Source organism: Vibrio sp. 2096, from assembly GCF_033339595.1.
GTDB lineage: Bacteria > Pseudomonadota > Gammaproteobacteria > Enterobacterales > Vibrionaceae > Vibrio > Vibrio alginolyticus.
On sequence record NZ_JAWOUX010000002.1, the window covers coordinates 487,382 to 501,355 of the forward strand.

13 protein-coding genes and 1 riboswitch are annotated in these 13,974 nt (G+C 43.1%); of the genes, 5 read left to right on the forward strand and 8 right to left on the reverse strand.

The annotated features are described in order from the left end of the window. Nucleotides 1-193 precede the first annotated feature (193 nt). Nucleotides 194-1,144, forward strand: a complete 951-nt coding sequence (locus R7Q41_RS05545) for an LpxL/LpxP family Kdo(2)-lipid IV(A) lauroyl/palmitoleoyl acyltransferase (RefSeq protein WP_054576479.1) — start codon at nt 194-196, stop codon at nt 1,142-1,144. Nucleotides 1,145-1,214: 70 nt separating this feature from the next. Here the strand turns inward: R7Q41_RS05545 and R7Q41_RS05550 are convergent, their stop codons facing one another. Further along, complete coding sequence (locus R7Q41_RS05550; protein WP_017820931.1) at nt 1,215-2,687, reverse strand: carboxypeptidase M32; 1,473 nt, start codon at nt 2,685-2,687, stop codon at nt 1,215-1,217. A gap of 223 nt (nt 2,688-2,910) precedes the next feature. Here R7Q41_RS05550 and R7Q41_RS05555 point away from each other — a divergent pair, with 223 nt between their 5' ends. Next, nucleotides 2,911-3,546, forward strand: coding sequence for a LysE family translocator (locus R7Q41_RS05555; RefSeq protein ID WP_017820932.1), 636 nt, complete (start codon nt 2,911-2,913; stop codon nt 3,544-3,546). Further along, nucleotides 3,546-4,112 carry a hypothetical protein gene (locus R7Q41_RS05560; RefSeq protein WP_025766721.1) on the forward strand — a complete coding sequence of 189 codons (567 nt, stop codon included), beginning with the start codon at nt 3,546-3,548 and terminating at the stop codon, nt 4,110-4,112. The genes R7Q41_RS05555 and R7Q41_RS05560 overlap by 1 nt, the downstream gene beginning before the upstream one ends. Before the next feature lie 118 nt (nt 4,113-4,230). Here the strand turns inward: R7Q41_RS05560 and R7Q41_RS05565 are convergent, their stop codons facing one another. After that, nucleotides 4,231-5,607, reverse strand: a complete 1,377-nt coding sequence (locus R7Q41_RS05565; protein ID WP_005377785.1) for an alanine/glycine:cation symporter family protein — start codon at nt 5,605-5,607, stop codon at nt 4,231-4,233. 122 nt (nt 5,608-5,729) lie between these two features. Continuing rightward, nucleotides 5,730-5,829: riboswitch (glycine riboswitch) on the reverse strand. 527 nt (nt 5,830-6,356) lie between these two features. Here R7Q41_RS05565 and R7Q41_RS05570 point away from each other — a divergent pair. Further along, on the forward strand, nt 6,357-6,515 hold the full coding sequence (locus R7Q41_RS05570) for a hypothetical protein (protein WP_005377784.1): 159 nt from the start codon (nt 6,357-6,359) through the stop codon (nt 6,513-6,515). Nucleotides 6,516-6,546: 31 nt separating this feature from the next. After that, on the forward strand, nt 6,547-7,281 hold the full coding sequence (locus tag R7Q41_RS05575) for a chromosome segregation ATPase (RefSeq protein WP_017820934.1): 735 nt from the start codon (nt 6,547-6,549) through the stop codon (nt 7,279-7,281). Between the two features lie 89 nt (nt 7,282-7,370). On the opposite strand, the gene R7Q41_RS05580 is transcribed toward R7Q41_RS05575, so the two are convergent. The 6 genes from R7Q41_RS05580 to proV form a co-directional block, all read right to left on the reverse strand. Further along, on the reverse strand, nt 7,371-7,754 hold the full coding sequence (locus R7Q41_RS05580) for a hypothetical protein (protein ID WP_318144405.1): 384 nt from the start codon (nt 7,752-7,754) through the stop codon (nt 7,371-7,373). A 99-nt stretch (nt 7,755-7,853) separates the two neighbouring features. Further along, nucleotides 7,854-8,219: a VOC family protein gene (locus R7Q41_RS05585; protein WP_005377781.1), complete on the reverse strand. Its 366-nt coding sequence runs from the start codon at nt 8,217-8,219 to the stop codon at nt 7,854-7,856. Between the two features lie 146 nt (nt 8,220-8,365). After that, nucleotides 8,366-10,315: an LTA synthase family protein gene (locus R7Q41_RS05590; protein ID WP_017633995.1), complete on the reverse strand. Its 1,950-nt coding sequence runs from the start codon at nt 10,313-10,315 to the stop codon at nt 8,366-8,368. A 194-nt stretch (nt 10,316-10,509) separates the two neighbouring features. Further along, a complete protein-coding gene (gene proX, locus R7Q41_RS05595) occupies nt 10,510-11,517 on the reverse strand; it encodes a glycine betaine/L-proline ABC transporter substrate-binding protein ProX (RefSeq protein WP_054865582.1) in 1,008 nt (335 codons plus the stop codon). Continuing rightward, nucleotides 11,510-12,595, reverse strand: a complete 1,086-nt coding sequence (proW, locus tag R7Q41_RS05600) for a glycine betaine/L-proline ABC transporter permease ProW (RefSeq protein ID WP_005377778.1) — start codon at nt 12,593-12,595, stop codon at nt 11,510-11,512. The genes proX and proW overlap by 8 nt, the downstream gene beginning before the upstream one ends. A 4-nt stretch (nt 12,596-12,599) precedes the next feature. Further along, complete coding sequence (gene proV, locus R7Q41_RS05605) at nt 12,600-13,787, reverse strand: glycine betaine/L-proline ABC transporter ATP-binding protein ProV (protein ID WP_005377777.1); 1,188 nt, start codon at nt 13,785-13,787, stop codon at nt 12,600-12,602. Between the last annotated feature and the right edge of the window lie 187 nt (nt 13,788-13,974).

Sequence of the window (13,974 nt, forward strand, 5' to 3'; positions counted from 1 at the left end):
GTTAACGTGGCGACTCATCTTTACTGCTTTTTCATTCCCTACATATTTCTGCAAAGTTCTTATTGTGTAGTGTGTCGAAGAACCATAGAATCCGCGCGCTTTAATTTATGTTATTAGCGTTATCAATGATAAAAGTGCAGTCCATTATCATTGTTTTTATCACTTATAGATGGGCACATCTGACAATACTTACATGAACAAATACAAAAAGCCTGCATTCAAGGCCGAATTTCTTTTGCCTCGTTACTGGGGAACGTTAATTATCATTAGCGTGATGTACTTACTTAGCCTCCTTCCTTTTAAAGTTCAACTAGCTTTGGGACGCAACATTGGTCGTTTAGCTATGCGAATCATGAGAAAACGTCAAGTTACTATCAGACGCAATCTTGAGCTTTGCTTCCCTCATATGGAAGAATGCCAACGCGAAGCAATTCTAAAAGACAACATCGACAATACTGGCATCGCACTTTTTGAGACCGCAATGGCATGGTTTTGGTCAGATAAACGGGTAAACAAACACGTCACGATAAAAGGCATGGAGCATCTAGAGGCTTTAGAGAAGTCAGGCAAAGGTGCATTAATGTTGGCCGTACACTCAATGAATCTAGAGTTAGGTGCTCGAGCTTTTGGCATTAAAAAGTCTGGAACCGGTGTTTATCGCCCAAACAATAATCCGTGCTTTGATTATTTTCAGTATAAGGGACGCTCTCGCTCTAATCGTACACTGATTGATCGTAAAAACGTCAAAGCCATGCTTGAAGCACTTAAAACGGGTGAGCGGGTTTGGTATGCACCGGACCATGATTATGGTAACCGACGCTCGACATTTGCACCGTTATTTGCCGTTAAAAATGCTTGTACTACGACAGGTACAAGTTTGTTGGTTGATTCTACAGATTGCGCCATTGTGCCTTTTACGATGGTAAGAGGAAAAGACGGACACTATACCCTAACCATTAGTGCGCCCGTCGAAGGTTTCCCGAAAGAGGATCATCAACGTGCCGCCGCATTCGTGAATCAAATAGTTGAAACATCAATCATGGCAAGTCCGAGCCAGTATATGTGGCTTCATCGTCGGTTTAAAACTAGACCAGAGGGTGAGGACTGTTTGTACAAGCCTAGGCTCATCCCTAGCTTGGCATAACACATAGAGAGCCTACAAAAAGCCCAAGGAACATACGAACCTTGGGCTTTTACTTTCTATTCTTTTCGCTTTATAAGTAGCGATCTTTTAGGTGAGCTTGAAAGTGTTTAGCATTCAGTGTTTCACCCGTGGCTTGTTTTACCAACTCATCAGTGGTGAATAAGCTACCTTTACTCCAGATGTTTTCCGAGAGCCAATTGAATATCGGAGCTAAGTCGCCAGAACGAATAACCGCATCTACATCGACGGTTTGTTTCATTGCTGCCATAAATTGTGCAGCGTACATCGCACCGAGCGTGTAGGACGGGAAATAGCCAAAACTTCCGTCTGTCCAATGGATATCTTGCATACAGCCATTTTTGAAGTTTCCTTCGGTTGATAGCCCCAAGTACGCTTTCATCTTTTCGTTCCAGAGTTCTGGTACATCTGTATGTTTGATGACGCCGTTCATGAGATCTCGCTCAATTTCATATCGAAGAATAACGTGAGCAGGATATGTTAGTTCGTCAGCATCTACGCGAATAAAGCCTTTTTCTACGCGAGTGTAAATTTTGGCTAAATTGTCTTTTTCGAATTCACTACCAGAAAAATGGTTAGAAGCCAGTCGAGCGAGGTGATCGATAAACGCGCTGCTTCGTCCTATTTGCATTTCAAAGAAGAGTGATTGTGATTCATGAATACCCATAGAGCGAGCTTCTCCCGCGGGTGTTCCTGATAAATCTTTTGGTAGCCCTTGCTCGTATCGAGCATGGCCAGTTTCGTGGACAATCCCCATCAATGATTGGACAAACTCGTTTTCATTATAACGTGTCGTAATACGTACATCTGTCGGTACACCGCCACAAAATGGGTGGGTACTCTCATCAAGTCGACCGTGTTCAAAATCGAATTGAAGTAGCTTCATGACTTCCAAACCGAGCGCTTTTTGCTTTTCCGCAGGGTAGTGTGCAGTTGGCAATAAGATGTTGTCTGATTGTTGTTTTTCAAGCGCTTCATCGATCAAAGTAGGAAGCCAGGTTTTCACGTCAGCAAAAAGAATGTCTAACGACGCAGACGTTGTGCCAGGTTCATAAACATCGAGCATGGCATCATAAGGAGTCGTGCCATTTGCTTCGGCTCTAATTTGCGCTTCTTCCTGCGATAGCTTTACTACTTCAGCCCAGTTCTTTTCAAAACCAGCCCAGTCATTTTCTCCACGTTGTGTACGCCATGCATGTTCACATTTGGAGCCAGCAAGAGATTGAGCTTGAACTAATGATTCTGGTAGTAAGTTAGCTTGCTGCCACCCACGCTTCATTTCTCTTAGGATAGATTTTTCTTTTGTAGACAGCGTGTCTTCTTCTGCCTGAGCGAAAAGCTCTCCCAAGTGCGGTTGAGTCATTAAAGAATGGATATGTACATCAAGCTCTGCCGTGGCATTCGAGCGTGCTTCAGCGCCACCAGGTGGCATGACCGCTGCTTGATCCCAATCTATGATGGCAGATAGATGCTCAAAATTTGCCACTTTTTTGGAATGTTCAACGAGTTTTGTAAATGCGTTCATGTGACTACTCTTATTCTTTTGTTCTTTCCCTAAACACCCGATAACGGGTCCTTCATATGGTGTTGCACTAAGCAACCTGCGTTAATTTACTAATAATTAACAATTAACTCCAACCCATTGTCCATAAACTCACCCAGTTGTATAGCTCTCTTAAAAAAGAAGCTTGCGAATCTTGTGGATTGGCGGTATTGATGAAGGATTGACAATTAATTATCACGATAATATGGATATTTTGAATTTCGAGGCATTTATTATTGCCATTACGATTTTAACGTTAACGCCAGGTTTAGATACTGCACTTGTTATCCGTAACACTAGCCGCTCGGGCCTAAAAGATGGATGTACAACCAGTCTAGGGATTTGCTTTGGCTTATTCGTACATGCTTTTTTTTCTGCGGTTGGTATCTCGGCGATTCTTGCGCAATCAGCAGAGTTGTTCCAAATCGTAAAAATGATTGGCGCAGCTTATCTTATCTGGCTTGGTTTGAGCAGTTTAAAAGCGCTAATGTCGTCGAAAGATGGATTGACCGTGACCGAGCAGATTCACGAAGTGTTTAATGGTAAGCGCTCTTTTAGAGAGGGCTTTCTTTCTAACGTCTTGAACCCGAAAACGGCGGTCTTCTATTTGGCTTTCTTGCCACAGTTTGTGAATCCAGAAGGTTCACCCTTGCTTCAATCAATGATGATGGCATCTGTACACTTTGCTATTGCGATGGTTTGGCAGTGTGGTTTAGCTGGCGCGCTTAACTCGGCTAAAAATCTACTAAAGAATGCAAGCTTTATGAAGTGGATGGAAGGCGCGACGGGCGCAGTATTAGTCGCACTTGGTGTGAAGTTATTAATTGAAAAACCCGTTTAATGCGTAATATTTATCGATTGTTGATACTACTCGCTGTATTTATTGTGGGGGTAGGTGCCGCTGTTGCTTGGCATACGTGGCCACAAGTACAGTTTGCGCAACGCGGCATGATCTGGTCTTGGCACTGGGGCTACTTCGAGCCTTTTGCTAATGGAATACAACAAACGCGAACTCAAGACACTAAACAGTTATTGCTCAGGCGTGTGTATTTGCATGACGCTATTGTCGTTTTTGTTTCGACAACTATGGACAATAAATTTGAGGTCGACGTTGTAAAAGAGCAAACCTGTGAACCTAAAACGACGACTTGGGCTTCGGTCTCTGTCAATCATCAACGTGTCAGGCATGTACCTATGGTGTGCGATGCGTTTGGGCAAGGCTACTTTTATCGCTACATCGGGAAACATCTAGAATCGATTGAGGTTGGTGTCGGCGACTCGTTTGTAACAGAAGCATTTTTAGACTGGCCGCTATCAGAGTTGAAAGCGGATCAATTCAAGCAAAAAAATGCGAAGTTTTTTGAAGAACGTGGAGAAAACGTTGAGCATCAATGGTTGAGAGATTAACCATTTAACCGAAGATAAATAAAGCCCGCTAAATAATAGCGGGCTTTATGTTTTTACCATTTCTAATGTGCTTTGCTCTCCGTTACTGGTAGTTTGTGACCGAACAGCTGTCATTTCACTAAGCTTTCACTGCTTCAACTTCACCTGATTGCGATGTTGAGCTAAAGAACAGTTTGGTTTCTGCCAGTACGACGTGACGCAGTGCGATCAAACCAATCAGGTTAGGAATTGCCATCAGACCGTTTACGATATCAGCCAGTAGCCAAATCATATCGAGGTGAAGGAATGCACCAGATGCCACCAAGCCAACGAAAATCAGTTTGTATGGAAGCACAGCTTTAGTTCCGAACAGGAACACAACGCAACGCTCACCGTAGTAGTTCCAACCAAGAATGGTGGTAAAAGCGAAGAACATCAAACCGATTGAGACGAGCATAGGGCCAAATGTATCTGCATTTAAACCCACCGCAAAAGCATGAGTCGTCATCGCGGCGCCTGCTAGGTCACTTTGCCATGCACCGGTCAGGATTAGAGCAAGGCCTGTCATGGTACAAATAATGATGGTATCGAAAAAGGTACCCGTCATTGAAATTAGGCCTTGTTTAACACAAGAGTCTGTCTTCGCTGCTGCTGCTGCCATAGGCGCGCTACCCAAACCTGATTCATTTGAGAACACACCGCGAGCGATACCTGATTGGATTGCCAACATGATGCTTGCACCTAGAAAACCACCAGTCGCTGCTGTTGATGTAAAGGCTGAAACCAGCACTAATTCAACGGCATTGAACAATTGGTCTGCATTCATGATGATCACGCTTAAACACGCCAACACATAAAATACAGCCATGGTAGGAACCACTTTTCCTGCAACGTTAGCAATGGATTTGATGCCACCCAAAGTTACGAAAGCAACCAAAAGAGTTAGTACAAAGGCAGATAGCTCACGGTTAACACCAAGAGATATCTCACTTGCATCCAGAATCGCGTTTACTTGTGGAAACGTACCGATACCAAAACAAGCAACACCTAAAGCAAACACTGCAAACATGATCGCGAGAGCTTTTGAGCCAACACCGTATTGCAAGTAATACATTGGGCCACCAATCATTTGGCCTTTATCATCGACTCTTCGGTACTTAACCGCCAACAAACATTCGGCGTATTTAGTCGCCATTCCGAAAAGGGCAGCGAGCCACATCCAGAATAGAGCGCCTGGTCCACCGAGTTTGATTGCTGTGGCAACACCAACAATGTTACCAGTACCAATTGTTGCTGAGAGTGCAGTACAAAGAGCTGCAAAGCTAGAAACGTCACCTTGAGTATTAGATGACTTATCTTTACTGAATACCATCGCTAGCGCTGTTGGGAGGTGTTTAAACTGGATCAAGCCAAGGCTAAAAGTGAAGTAAACACCTGTACCCACTAGCAAAATAAGCAGCGGTGGACCCCAGACAAAATTATCGATGGTTTGTAGTAAAGATTGTAGGTTGTTCATGATTTCCCCTTAATAAAACAACTAATAAGGAGAAGAGGGAAAGGACGAGATCAACGATCTCTAAAAGAACTAAGCTATTGGCTGTAGGCGGGAAGGCCAAGCAAAATAGTTAGGTTGTAACTTTCCACTCCTCTGTCCTTTTGCCTGAGAGTTTCACCTTGCGTGAGTGCAAGACTTGCTCCTTCGGCGACCGATTTAACGGTTCTCTCCAGAGGTTCCTCCAACTACAGTCCCCGCTACCTAGGTAGCACCTGAAATAGTTAATTCTTCGGCGAGTTATGCTAATCAAATGTTAAAATTTGATTAATAACCACTCTCCTGCAGTCTTCATCGGAACAATTACTCAATTAAATGAGTAAAGGTTAGTTAATGATGCTGGTCATCATTAACGTGTGAACTCTATCATGTTTTTGGTCCATTTCAACACCCTATGTCAATTTATTTTCAATGAAATAACCTTATCTATTTTCATGAAGGTATGTTTGCCAATCTTTTTGTGCGAGTCACGGCATAAATAAAATTTATTGGGTTAGGGAATGGAACCCAAAAACACTTCAGAACGATAAATGTGTTTCGATCGTTACGACATAAGTTATTCAATTAAGGACACAAAATTGATTAAAATCGGAGCACTTATTTTAAAATCTACGCTAAGTTGACCTTATGGTACGTATAAATGGGTTACAATGAATCTTTGTGAAACAGTCTACGGACCTAGGCAGTTTTTCATGAGTGGACAAGGAGGCGGTATGACCAGATTATTAGCCATTGCGGTGTTGATTGCAGTAGCATTTGTGCTGTTTCGTTATCGAACCAATGAAAAAGTCCAAAAAGCGACCGTTATAACATTAATTGGCGCATTTCTGATTTATACAGCATCAATTATGTTTGCGGAATTGATCCGCTAGCAAAGTAAAAGAGTCCTTGGAGTAGTATACGGTGAGTTCTCAGAACAAAATGGAAGAGCAAGACGACGTAGTTGTCATTGAAGAGCGTGACAAACGTACGCATATCTATATCGCAATCGCTGCGGTGTTAGGCTTGGCATTTGGTGGCCTTGTTGGATCGGTTGTCACTGCGAACAAGTGGGAATCGACTTACCACGTATTAGAAGAAAAGTATCAAGCACTAACGCAAGATAAAACCCAGTTGGCATCTCAAGTAAAAGTGCGTGAAGAGGCGCTTGACCAAGAAATACAAAACCAAGTTAGTGAGTTACTCGCCGCGAAAGATGAAGCTCATCAGAAAGCACTTAAGAAGTTGCAAAAGCAGTTGACTGAGGTCGAGAAGGTCAACTTGTCACTAGAGTCTCAATTGAAGCAGCAGGCAGATAAGATCAACACGACGAAGTCAGAAAATGAGAAGTTGAGTCGTCAAGCGGATATGCAAGCGACTATGTTTGAGCGGTCCCGCGAAGTATTCCAGAAAGAGCTAAAAATTTCGCAAGAATTAGAGTCTCTCGAGAAAGAACGGTCGAAATTATTACCTAAGATTGAGAAACTCAAGAAAGAGTGTGACGTATTTTTAGAAGGCAAATCTTGGGACGTGAAGTCGGACGCGTGTGATAAACATGATGAAGCTAATTCACGACTAAGTCAGGTCGATCAAATGATTGAAGTCTATAAAATGGACCTCAAACAAATCAAAGCAATAACGGAAGATATCGGCCTTTAAGTCTTTTGTATCCGGTTTTGAAAAGCAAAAGGAGCTCTTTAAGAGCTCCTTTTTCGTTGTTAGCTATGACTTTTAGCCTGTCGCGTATATTAGATTCGTGAGGCGTCATAGCCTGAGGCGAGCAGGAGCTCTCGTTCGTGTTTAATCAGCTGAGCTCGATCTTCAATTAGTTCATTGAGTGCTTGAGATGGCTTACCTGCTAATGCTTTGAACGAAGCAAAAGATTCCGCGGTGTCGATTTTATCAATCATCTGACTGATGACATTACGAGCCTCACACGGGTTACTCGCCGTTGTAAAGTATTCTACTTGCTTTGCTGCCGATTTCATCTCAGTTAATAGCTCAAGCGGGCTACTTTCTTTGGCTACTGCCATGTAGTTATCCAGCACGCGCTTTGCATAAAGCAGTTCTTTGAGGGGGATATCTCTTCCGCTCTCGATTAGGGATTCGCTAAGGATCATACTTGAGCTCATGGGCATTCCTTCTTATTACTACGCCGCTTTTGATGTTTCCTTGAGTCTAATTTATTGAAGTCACATTGGGAATGGGTAAAAAGCATTTTTAACGCATTTTTATTCATTTATGAAAACGCGAATGCGATGCTTATCTGGATCGATAGCCATAAAATTTAACCCATACACTGATGTCGCTGGTGGTTGAACAAACTCAACACCTAGGTCTTTCCAGCGCTTGTAAATGCGCTCTAGCATATGACTATTGGGCACCGATAAAGACAACTCGGTGCCACCACCTCTAATTCCGCTGTAGGGTGAAAGATTATCTCTTTGCTTGAGTGTCAACGTTAAGCCTTCGGTCAGTGGAATAGCGGCGAAGGTTGGAGACAACTGCGTGACTTTGCGTTCGAACAGTTTCGAATAAAAAACTTGGCTTATGTGGATGTCCTCAACGTAGAGAACGAATGAATTGATAGTCAGCATGGTTTGTTCCTTAATCAATTAGAAATAGTAGGGGCAATCTAACGGAAAGGAACGACAGGAGTTGTCAGTAGAACATTCTCGAAGGTAAGTGACAGAATAAGAAAAAGGAGCCGTTTAGCTCCTTTTTATCAGCGGAATCATTGGTATTAATGAGTGTGTTTGGAAGAATACCAGTTGTTTTGATACGCTTTAGATGCAAATAATGCGTTTGCTTTTGCACGCTCGATAATAGACTCGTCCACCTCTAGCGGCTTCATGGTTTGGTCTTTAAAGTCGTACGCCAGGGTCGATATCTTTTCACCAGGGGAAAGCACAACGAGATTGTCGCGCGTTAAATAACCAAAGTTTTTGTCGTATTGCATCATTGCGCGTTCATCTTCGCGAGCCAGTGGCTTCGTTAAATCACGACCAATCATCGGTGTTTTAGCATCTACCCCAATCAGAGATAACAGTGTAGGCGGCATGTCTATGTTGTTTGCTATGCGGTCATCTTTACGTGGTTGAATGCCTTTACCAAGGATCAATGCTGGAATGTGAAAGTGCTTAACTGGAACAAGGTTAGCGCCAGAAACACGTGCATCATGATCTGCAATTACAATGAAAATGGTATCATCCCAATAAGATGACTTTTTCGCCTTTTCAAAGAAAGTGCCCAAAGCGTAATCGGAATATTTAACGGCGTTGTTACGCGTCATATATTCTGAATCGTATGGCTCAATTTTGCCTTTTGGATACTCATAAGGGCTATGATTACTTGACGTAAAAACTAAGCTAAAAAAAGGTTTGTCGCTTTTTGAAAGGCGTTCAAACTCTTCGTTTGCTTTGTTATATAGATCTTCATCACTAACACCCCAAGAGCCAACAAAGCTTGGGTTGTTATAATCGTCTTCTTCTACTATTTGATCAAAACCGTTACCAAAGAAGAAAGTTTTCATGTTGTCAAAGTTGGCTTCACCGCCGTAAATAAATTGCGTGTGATAGCCTTGAGCTTTCAGTAAGTCCGCGATGGTAAAGAAACCCGTTTGGCTTTTACTCAGCTTCACTACCGCGCGAGACGGAGATGGAGGAAAGCCCGTGGTTACGGCTTCAATTCCACGAACAGAACGAGTACCAGTGGCGTACATTTGTGTGAACTGCCAACCTTCCTTCATGAGTTCATCAAGGTTTGGTGTTAGAGGCAAACCACCCAAAGCACCGACAAATTGGGCGCCTAAGCTTTCTTGTAGCAAAATCACTAAGTTTTTATGTTTACCCTGGTAAGTCGCGGGGTTACTGTTCATGGTTGGGAGTAATGAAGGGGTGAAGTCGGACTTTGTTGATGAAGTGCGAACTAATTCCAACATCTTTTGAGTGTCCATTTTTCCGTAGAACTGCTCAGCACTCTTTTCTGACTTCATGCTATTAACCGCAAACAACAATGAGTAAGATGAGTTCAGTGCTAAGTCGTTAAGCAGTGGATCGTTAGAAAAGGCGACCATAGCAGGATTTAGCGGGCGGTGCCCTAAAGATGAGCGAGCACCTGCAACCCCAAAAAGAACAACGAAAAGTGCCAATAGTGGTCGCCATTTCCAGTTGACCTGCTGCGCCTTATCGGTCAGTTTCTTACTCCACTTCCAACCTAAAGTGATGGTTAAAACTGTACCTAACGCACCAATAAACAGTTCTAATTTGTAGCCAGTCCAGAGCATACTCAAGACTTCTTTTGGGTAGATTAAGTATTCCACAAACAGGCGGTTTGGACGTAGGTCGTATTCCTGAATGAATGGCGCTGTTGCTAGCTCCATGTATACAAGCACCCAAAGCCCTAAAACCATCCATATGCGTAATATTCGCTTCCAACACTCTCCCATCTTACCGGTTAATGGCATGAAGGTTGAAAACAGTGCTGGAAGAATAAATAACCAGCAAAGCGTTGCAATATCTACGCGCAAACCTTGACCTAGGATGTAAATTAAGTCGTTTAGAGAGTCAATACGGTCAATCTGCCAAAAAGCTAGCAAAACTCTTGAGATAGACAGAAATAGAAGCGAAAACAAAGAAAAGGCAGCAATTGGCTGCAAAGGCCCCCACACAGAGCTCTTTGATAAGTTTTTCATATTTATTCGAATAGTTTAATTGTTATGTTGTGTTGTTTTTAGCAAAGCAAGCGTGAAATAAACGTGAATTATAATGTGGGTTTATGGTCGAGTAGTGTAAGTGTTGGTATGTCTATGTAAGGGGGAGGGGCGTTTGTGTAAAAAAAGAGCCAGTTGATAACACCAACTGGCTCTAGAGGTTGATAAAGGCATGATTACATTGCGGCTTTCTTCGCTTCTTCGACCCATGCGTCGAACTTTTTCTGGTTCGCTTTGATCCAACCATTTACATGAGACTCGATGTCCGCTGAGCTGTTCTTACCTTGGCTCATCATCATATTCTGAGCACTAACATCATTGATATTTAGTTTGATGATTTCAAATAGCTTCGCAGCAGCAGGGTTTTTTTCCGTAAACTCTTTATTGGCAACGATGCGCATAGAGTTCATCTCGAAGCCGTAGTTCTTACCGTTCTCTAGTGTCGTATCAATGTCCTTACGCTCACCAGGAAGTGAAGAGAATGGCACTTCTAACCACACAACATCTTTCCCTGGAACTAAAACGCCACTTACCCAGTACGGTGTCCAAGTGTAGTAAAGAATCGGATCGCCTTTTTTGTAACGTGAGATTGTATCAGCGATAATCGCCGCGTAGTTACCTTGGTTGTGTGTTACTGTGTCACGAAGTTTGAAAGCATCCAACTGATGTTCAACAACCATTTCACAACCCCAACCTGGGTTGCAGCCAGTTAAGTCCGCTTTGCCATCGCCGTTTGCATCGAATAGCTTCGCCAATTTTGGATCTTTTAACTGACCAATGTTCGTGATGTTATATTTTTCCGCGGTTTTCTTATCGATCAAATAACCTTGCGCAGCACCACTTACGTATTGGCCTTTACGGAAGAACTTATCATCACCGCCAGACATCGTGTACTTATCGGCGTGAAGAGGGAACCAACCAACCGCTAAGAAAGTAGCATCACCTTTAGCAATAGAGGTGTAGCCTACGTTGTAGTCCACTTCTTTGGTCGGTTTAACATCGTAACCAAGCTCTTCAAGTGCGCGGTTTACGATCAACGTTTGAAATGTTTCTTCTGCAACGGTTGATTGAACAGGCTGAACAGTGACACCTTCACCCGGTAGTTCACTTGCCACACCATAAGTTGAAAATGCGATAGTACTTAGAGCTCCAACAGAGAGCGCTTTCTTCCATGAATTATTCATTGATGTTTCTCCTAAGTTTTAGATCGTCTTGGTTAGTCTTTGTTTTCAGTTTTAATAGGTATGAAACAGGACCTGTGTGATACCAGCGAAGTTTAGTGTTGCCCGCATTAACCCCTAACACCTGGGTGATACGGTCTAACAAAATCGCAAGAATAACGATGCCTAAGCCACCAACGGCAGCAAGACCCATATCAAGTCGGCCAATACCACGAAGTACCATTTGGCCTAAGCCGCCAACAGCAATCATTGAAGCAATCACTACCATAGAAAGTGACAGCATTAAGGTTTGGTTTACACCTGCCATGATGGTTGGTAACGCCAACGGTAACTGGATGCGATAAAGCATCTGTTTTTTGTTTGCCCCGAAAGAGTGGCCAGCTTCGATAAGCTCTTCAGGTACTTGCTGAATACCCAAAATAGTCAGGCGCACAACGGGAGGCAGGGCGAAAATGATCGTTACTACTACGCCAGGAACGTTACCAATACCAAACAACATAACAATTGGCACAAGGTAAACGAACGCGGGAGTCGTTTGCATTGCATCTAATATTGGCCTAACAAATTTGGCAGCGGTTTGGCTCCTTGCCAACCATATCCCCATTGGTAGCCCTATAAGCAAACAGAAGAAAACGGCGGTTAACACCAGTGCTAGCGTTGTCATCGCTTGTGACCACGCACCAATTAGGCCGATGAAAACAAGGGATACAAGAGTAGAAAAACCAAGTTTTACATTGGAAAACTGCCACGCTAGCAAAAATAAAATGAGTACCATTATAGGCGCAGGTGTAGACACCAAAGCAGTTTCAAACGACGTTAGAATAAAGTCGATTGGAACTCGTATTGCTTGGAAAACAGGTCGACCATGTTCCACCAGCCAGTTCAAACCGGATTCTACCCAGCTATCGAGGGGTAAAACCGCATCTTGGAATGGGTTCATAATATCGAATGGCGCTTGCTCTACAGTTTCTGAGTTGAGCCAATCATTACTTGGCGCGGCCTCTGTACCTTGCGACCAAGGATCATCTTGCGCAGGAGCAGTATTTGACCAGGGATCATTGTTAGTTTGCTCTGAAGACATCGTGTTAATCCTTATCTAGTGTTTGTAGAAGACGTGATTTAGTCACGACACCAAAGTAAGTTCCTTTCTCATCTACGACAGGCACGGCATAAGGAACACCAGCAACCAGACCCAAAATGTCATTAATTGACTGATCAGGCTGAAGAGTAACTTCATCCGGTAATTGAGCACTGGCTAACGAACGGTTTTCTTTATGAGCCAAACGTAGTGAATCAAGAGATACGATGCCGGAATATCGGCTAGATTTATCGACGACAATACCGTAATCACGGTCGTGATCCATCAGAATCTGCATCGCAGAGCCTGGACCGTCATTTTCCGATTTCTTAAAAACAGCCGCTGGCTTCTTGCGCGCGATATCTTTTGCTGTCAAGACACTTGCGATGTTTACGCCGCGGAAAAACGCTTCGACATAATCATTTGCTGGACTGTGTAATATTTCATCAGGTGTACCAACCTGAACAACCTCACCGTTTTGCATGATGGCGATACGGTCGCCAATGCGCATTGCTTCATCCAAATCATGAGAAATGAAGACAATTGTGCGTTTGTCATCGTTCTGTAGACGAATAAGCTCATCTTGCATCTCAGAACGGATCAATGGGTCTAAAGCGGAAAACGCCTCGTCCATTAATAGGATGTCTGGATCACAAGCTAACGCTCTCGCTAAACCAACGCGCTGTTTCATACCACCGGATAATTCGTCAGGGAAAGATTCTGCATAAGGGTCTAAACCCACTCTTTCTAAGGCGGAAAGGGCACTTTTCTGACGCTCATTAACATCGATGCCGGCAAGTTCTAAACCAAAGGCGGCATTTTCAATCACCGTCATGTGTGGCATGAGTGCGAAACTTTGAAACACCATTGAGATATTATTACGACGAACTTCTCGAAGTTCATTCTCGGAGATGTGGGCGATATCTCTTCCTTTGAGATAAACACTACCTTTAGTCGGCTCAATGAGCCGGTTAAGAAGTCGAACAAGGGTGGATTTCCCGGAGCCAGAAAGGCCCATGATTACGAAAATTTCCCCTTCATTTATGGTGAGAGATACATCGTTTACGCCGACTGTTAAACCTGTCTGTTCAAAAATACCGTCTTTATCGACGCCTTTGTCGATAAGCGAGAAGGCTCTCTCTGGGTCTTCTCCAAACACTTTATACAGTCCCTTAACTTCCAGTATGGGATCCATGTTATCTGTCCTTTTTCGTGTGTTTATAACTGTTTAACGATTTGTACTCTAATTAATTTTAGTTCAACTTTCAACGAAAGGGGGTTGGTTAACTAGTTCTGCCGTGCATAGAGAATTCGTTGAGCAAGGTATGTTCAATTCTTATTTTTTATATTTAAAACAATTGCTTGTGATGTGTTTTTATCCG

Excerpts from the sequence above, each read along its gene's own strand:
- R7Q41_RS05545 (WP_054576479.1), top strand. The coding sequence starts at position 194 with ATGAACAAATACAAAAAGCCTGCATTCAAGGCCGAATTTCTTTTGCCT.
- R7Q41_RS05550 (WP_017820931.1), bottom strand. The coding sequence starts at position 2,687 with ATGAACGCATTTACAAAACTCGTTGAACATTCCAAAAAAGTGGCAAAT.
- R7Q41_RS05555 (WP_017820932.1), top strand. The coding sequence starts at position 2,911 with ATGGATATTTTGAATTTCGAGGCATTTATTATTGCCATTACGATTTTA.
- R7Q41_RS05560 (WP_025766721.1), top strand. The coding sequence starts at position 3,546 with ATGCGTAATATTTATCGATTGTTGATACTACTCGCTGTATTTATTGTG.
- R7Q41_RS05565 (WP_005377785.1), bottom strand. The coding sequence starts at position 5,607 with ATGAACAACCTACAATCTTTACTACAAACCATCGATAATTTTGTCTGG.
- R7Q41_RS05570 (WP_005377784.1), top strand. The coding sequence starts at position 6,357 with ATGACCAGATTATTAGCCATTGCGGTGTTGATTGCAGTAGCATTTGTG.
- R7Q41_RS05580 (WP_318144405.1), bottom strand. The coding sequence starts at position 7,754 with ATGAGCTCAAGTATGATCCTTAGCGAATCCCTAATCGAGAGCGGAAGA.
- R7Q41_RS05585 (WP_005377781.1), bottom strand. The coding sequence starts at position 8,219 with ATGCTGACTATCAATTCATTCGTTCTCTACGTTGAGGACATCCACATA.
- R7Q41_RS05590 (WP_017633995.1), bottom strand. The coding sequence starts at position 10,315 with ATGAAAAACTTATCAAAGAGCTCTGTGTGGGGGCCTTTGCAGCCAATT.
- proX (WP_054865582.1), bottom strand. The coding sequence starts at position 11,517 with ATGAATAATTCATGGAAGAAAGCGCTCTCTGTTGGAGCTCTAAGTACT.
- proW (WP_005377778.1), bottom strand. The coding sequence starts at position 12,595 with ATGTCTTCAGAGCAAACTAACAATGATCCCTGGTCAAATACTGCTCCT.
- proV (WP_005377777.1), bottom strand. The coding sequence starts at position 13,787 with ATGGATCCCATACTGGAAGTTAAGGGACTGTATAAAGTGTTTGGAGAA.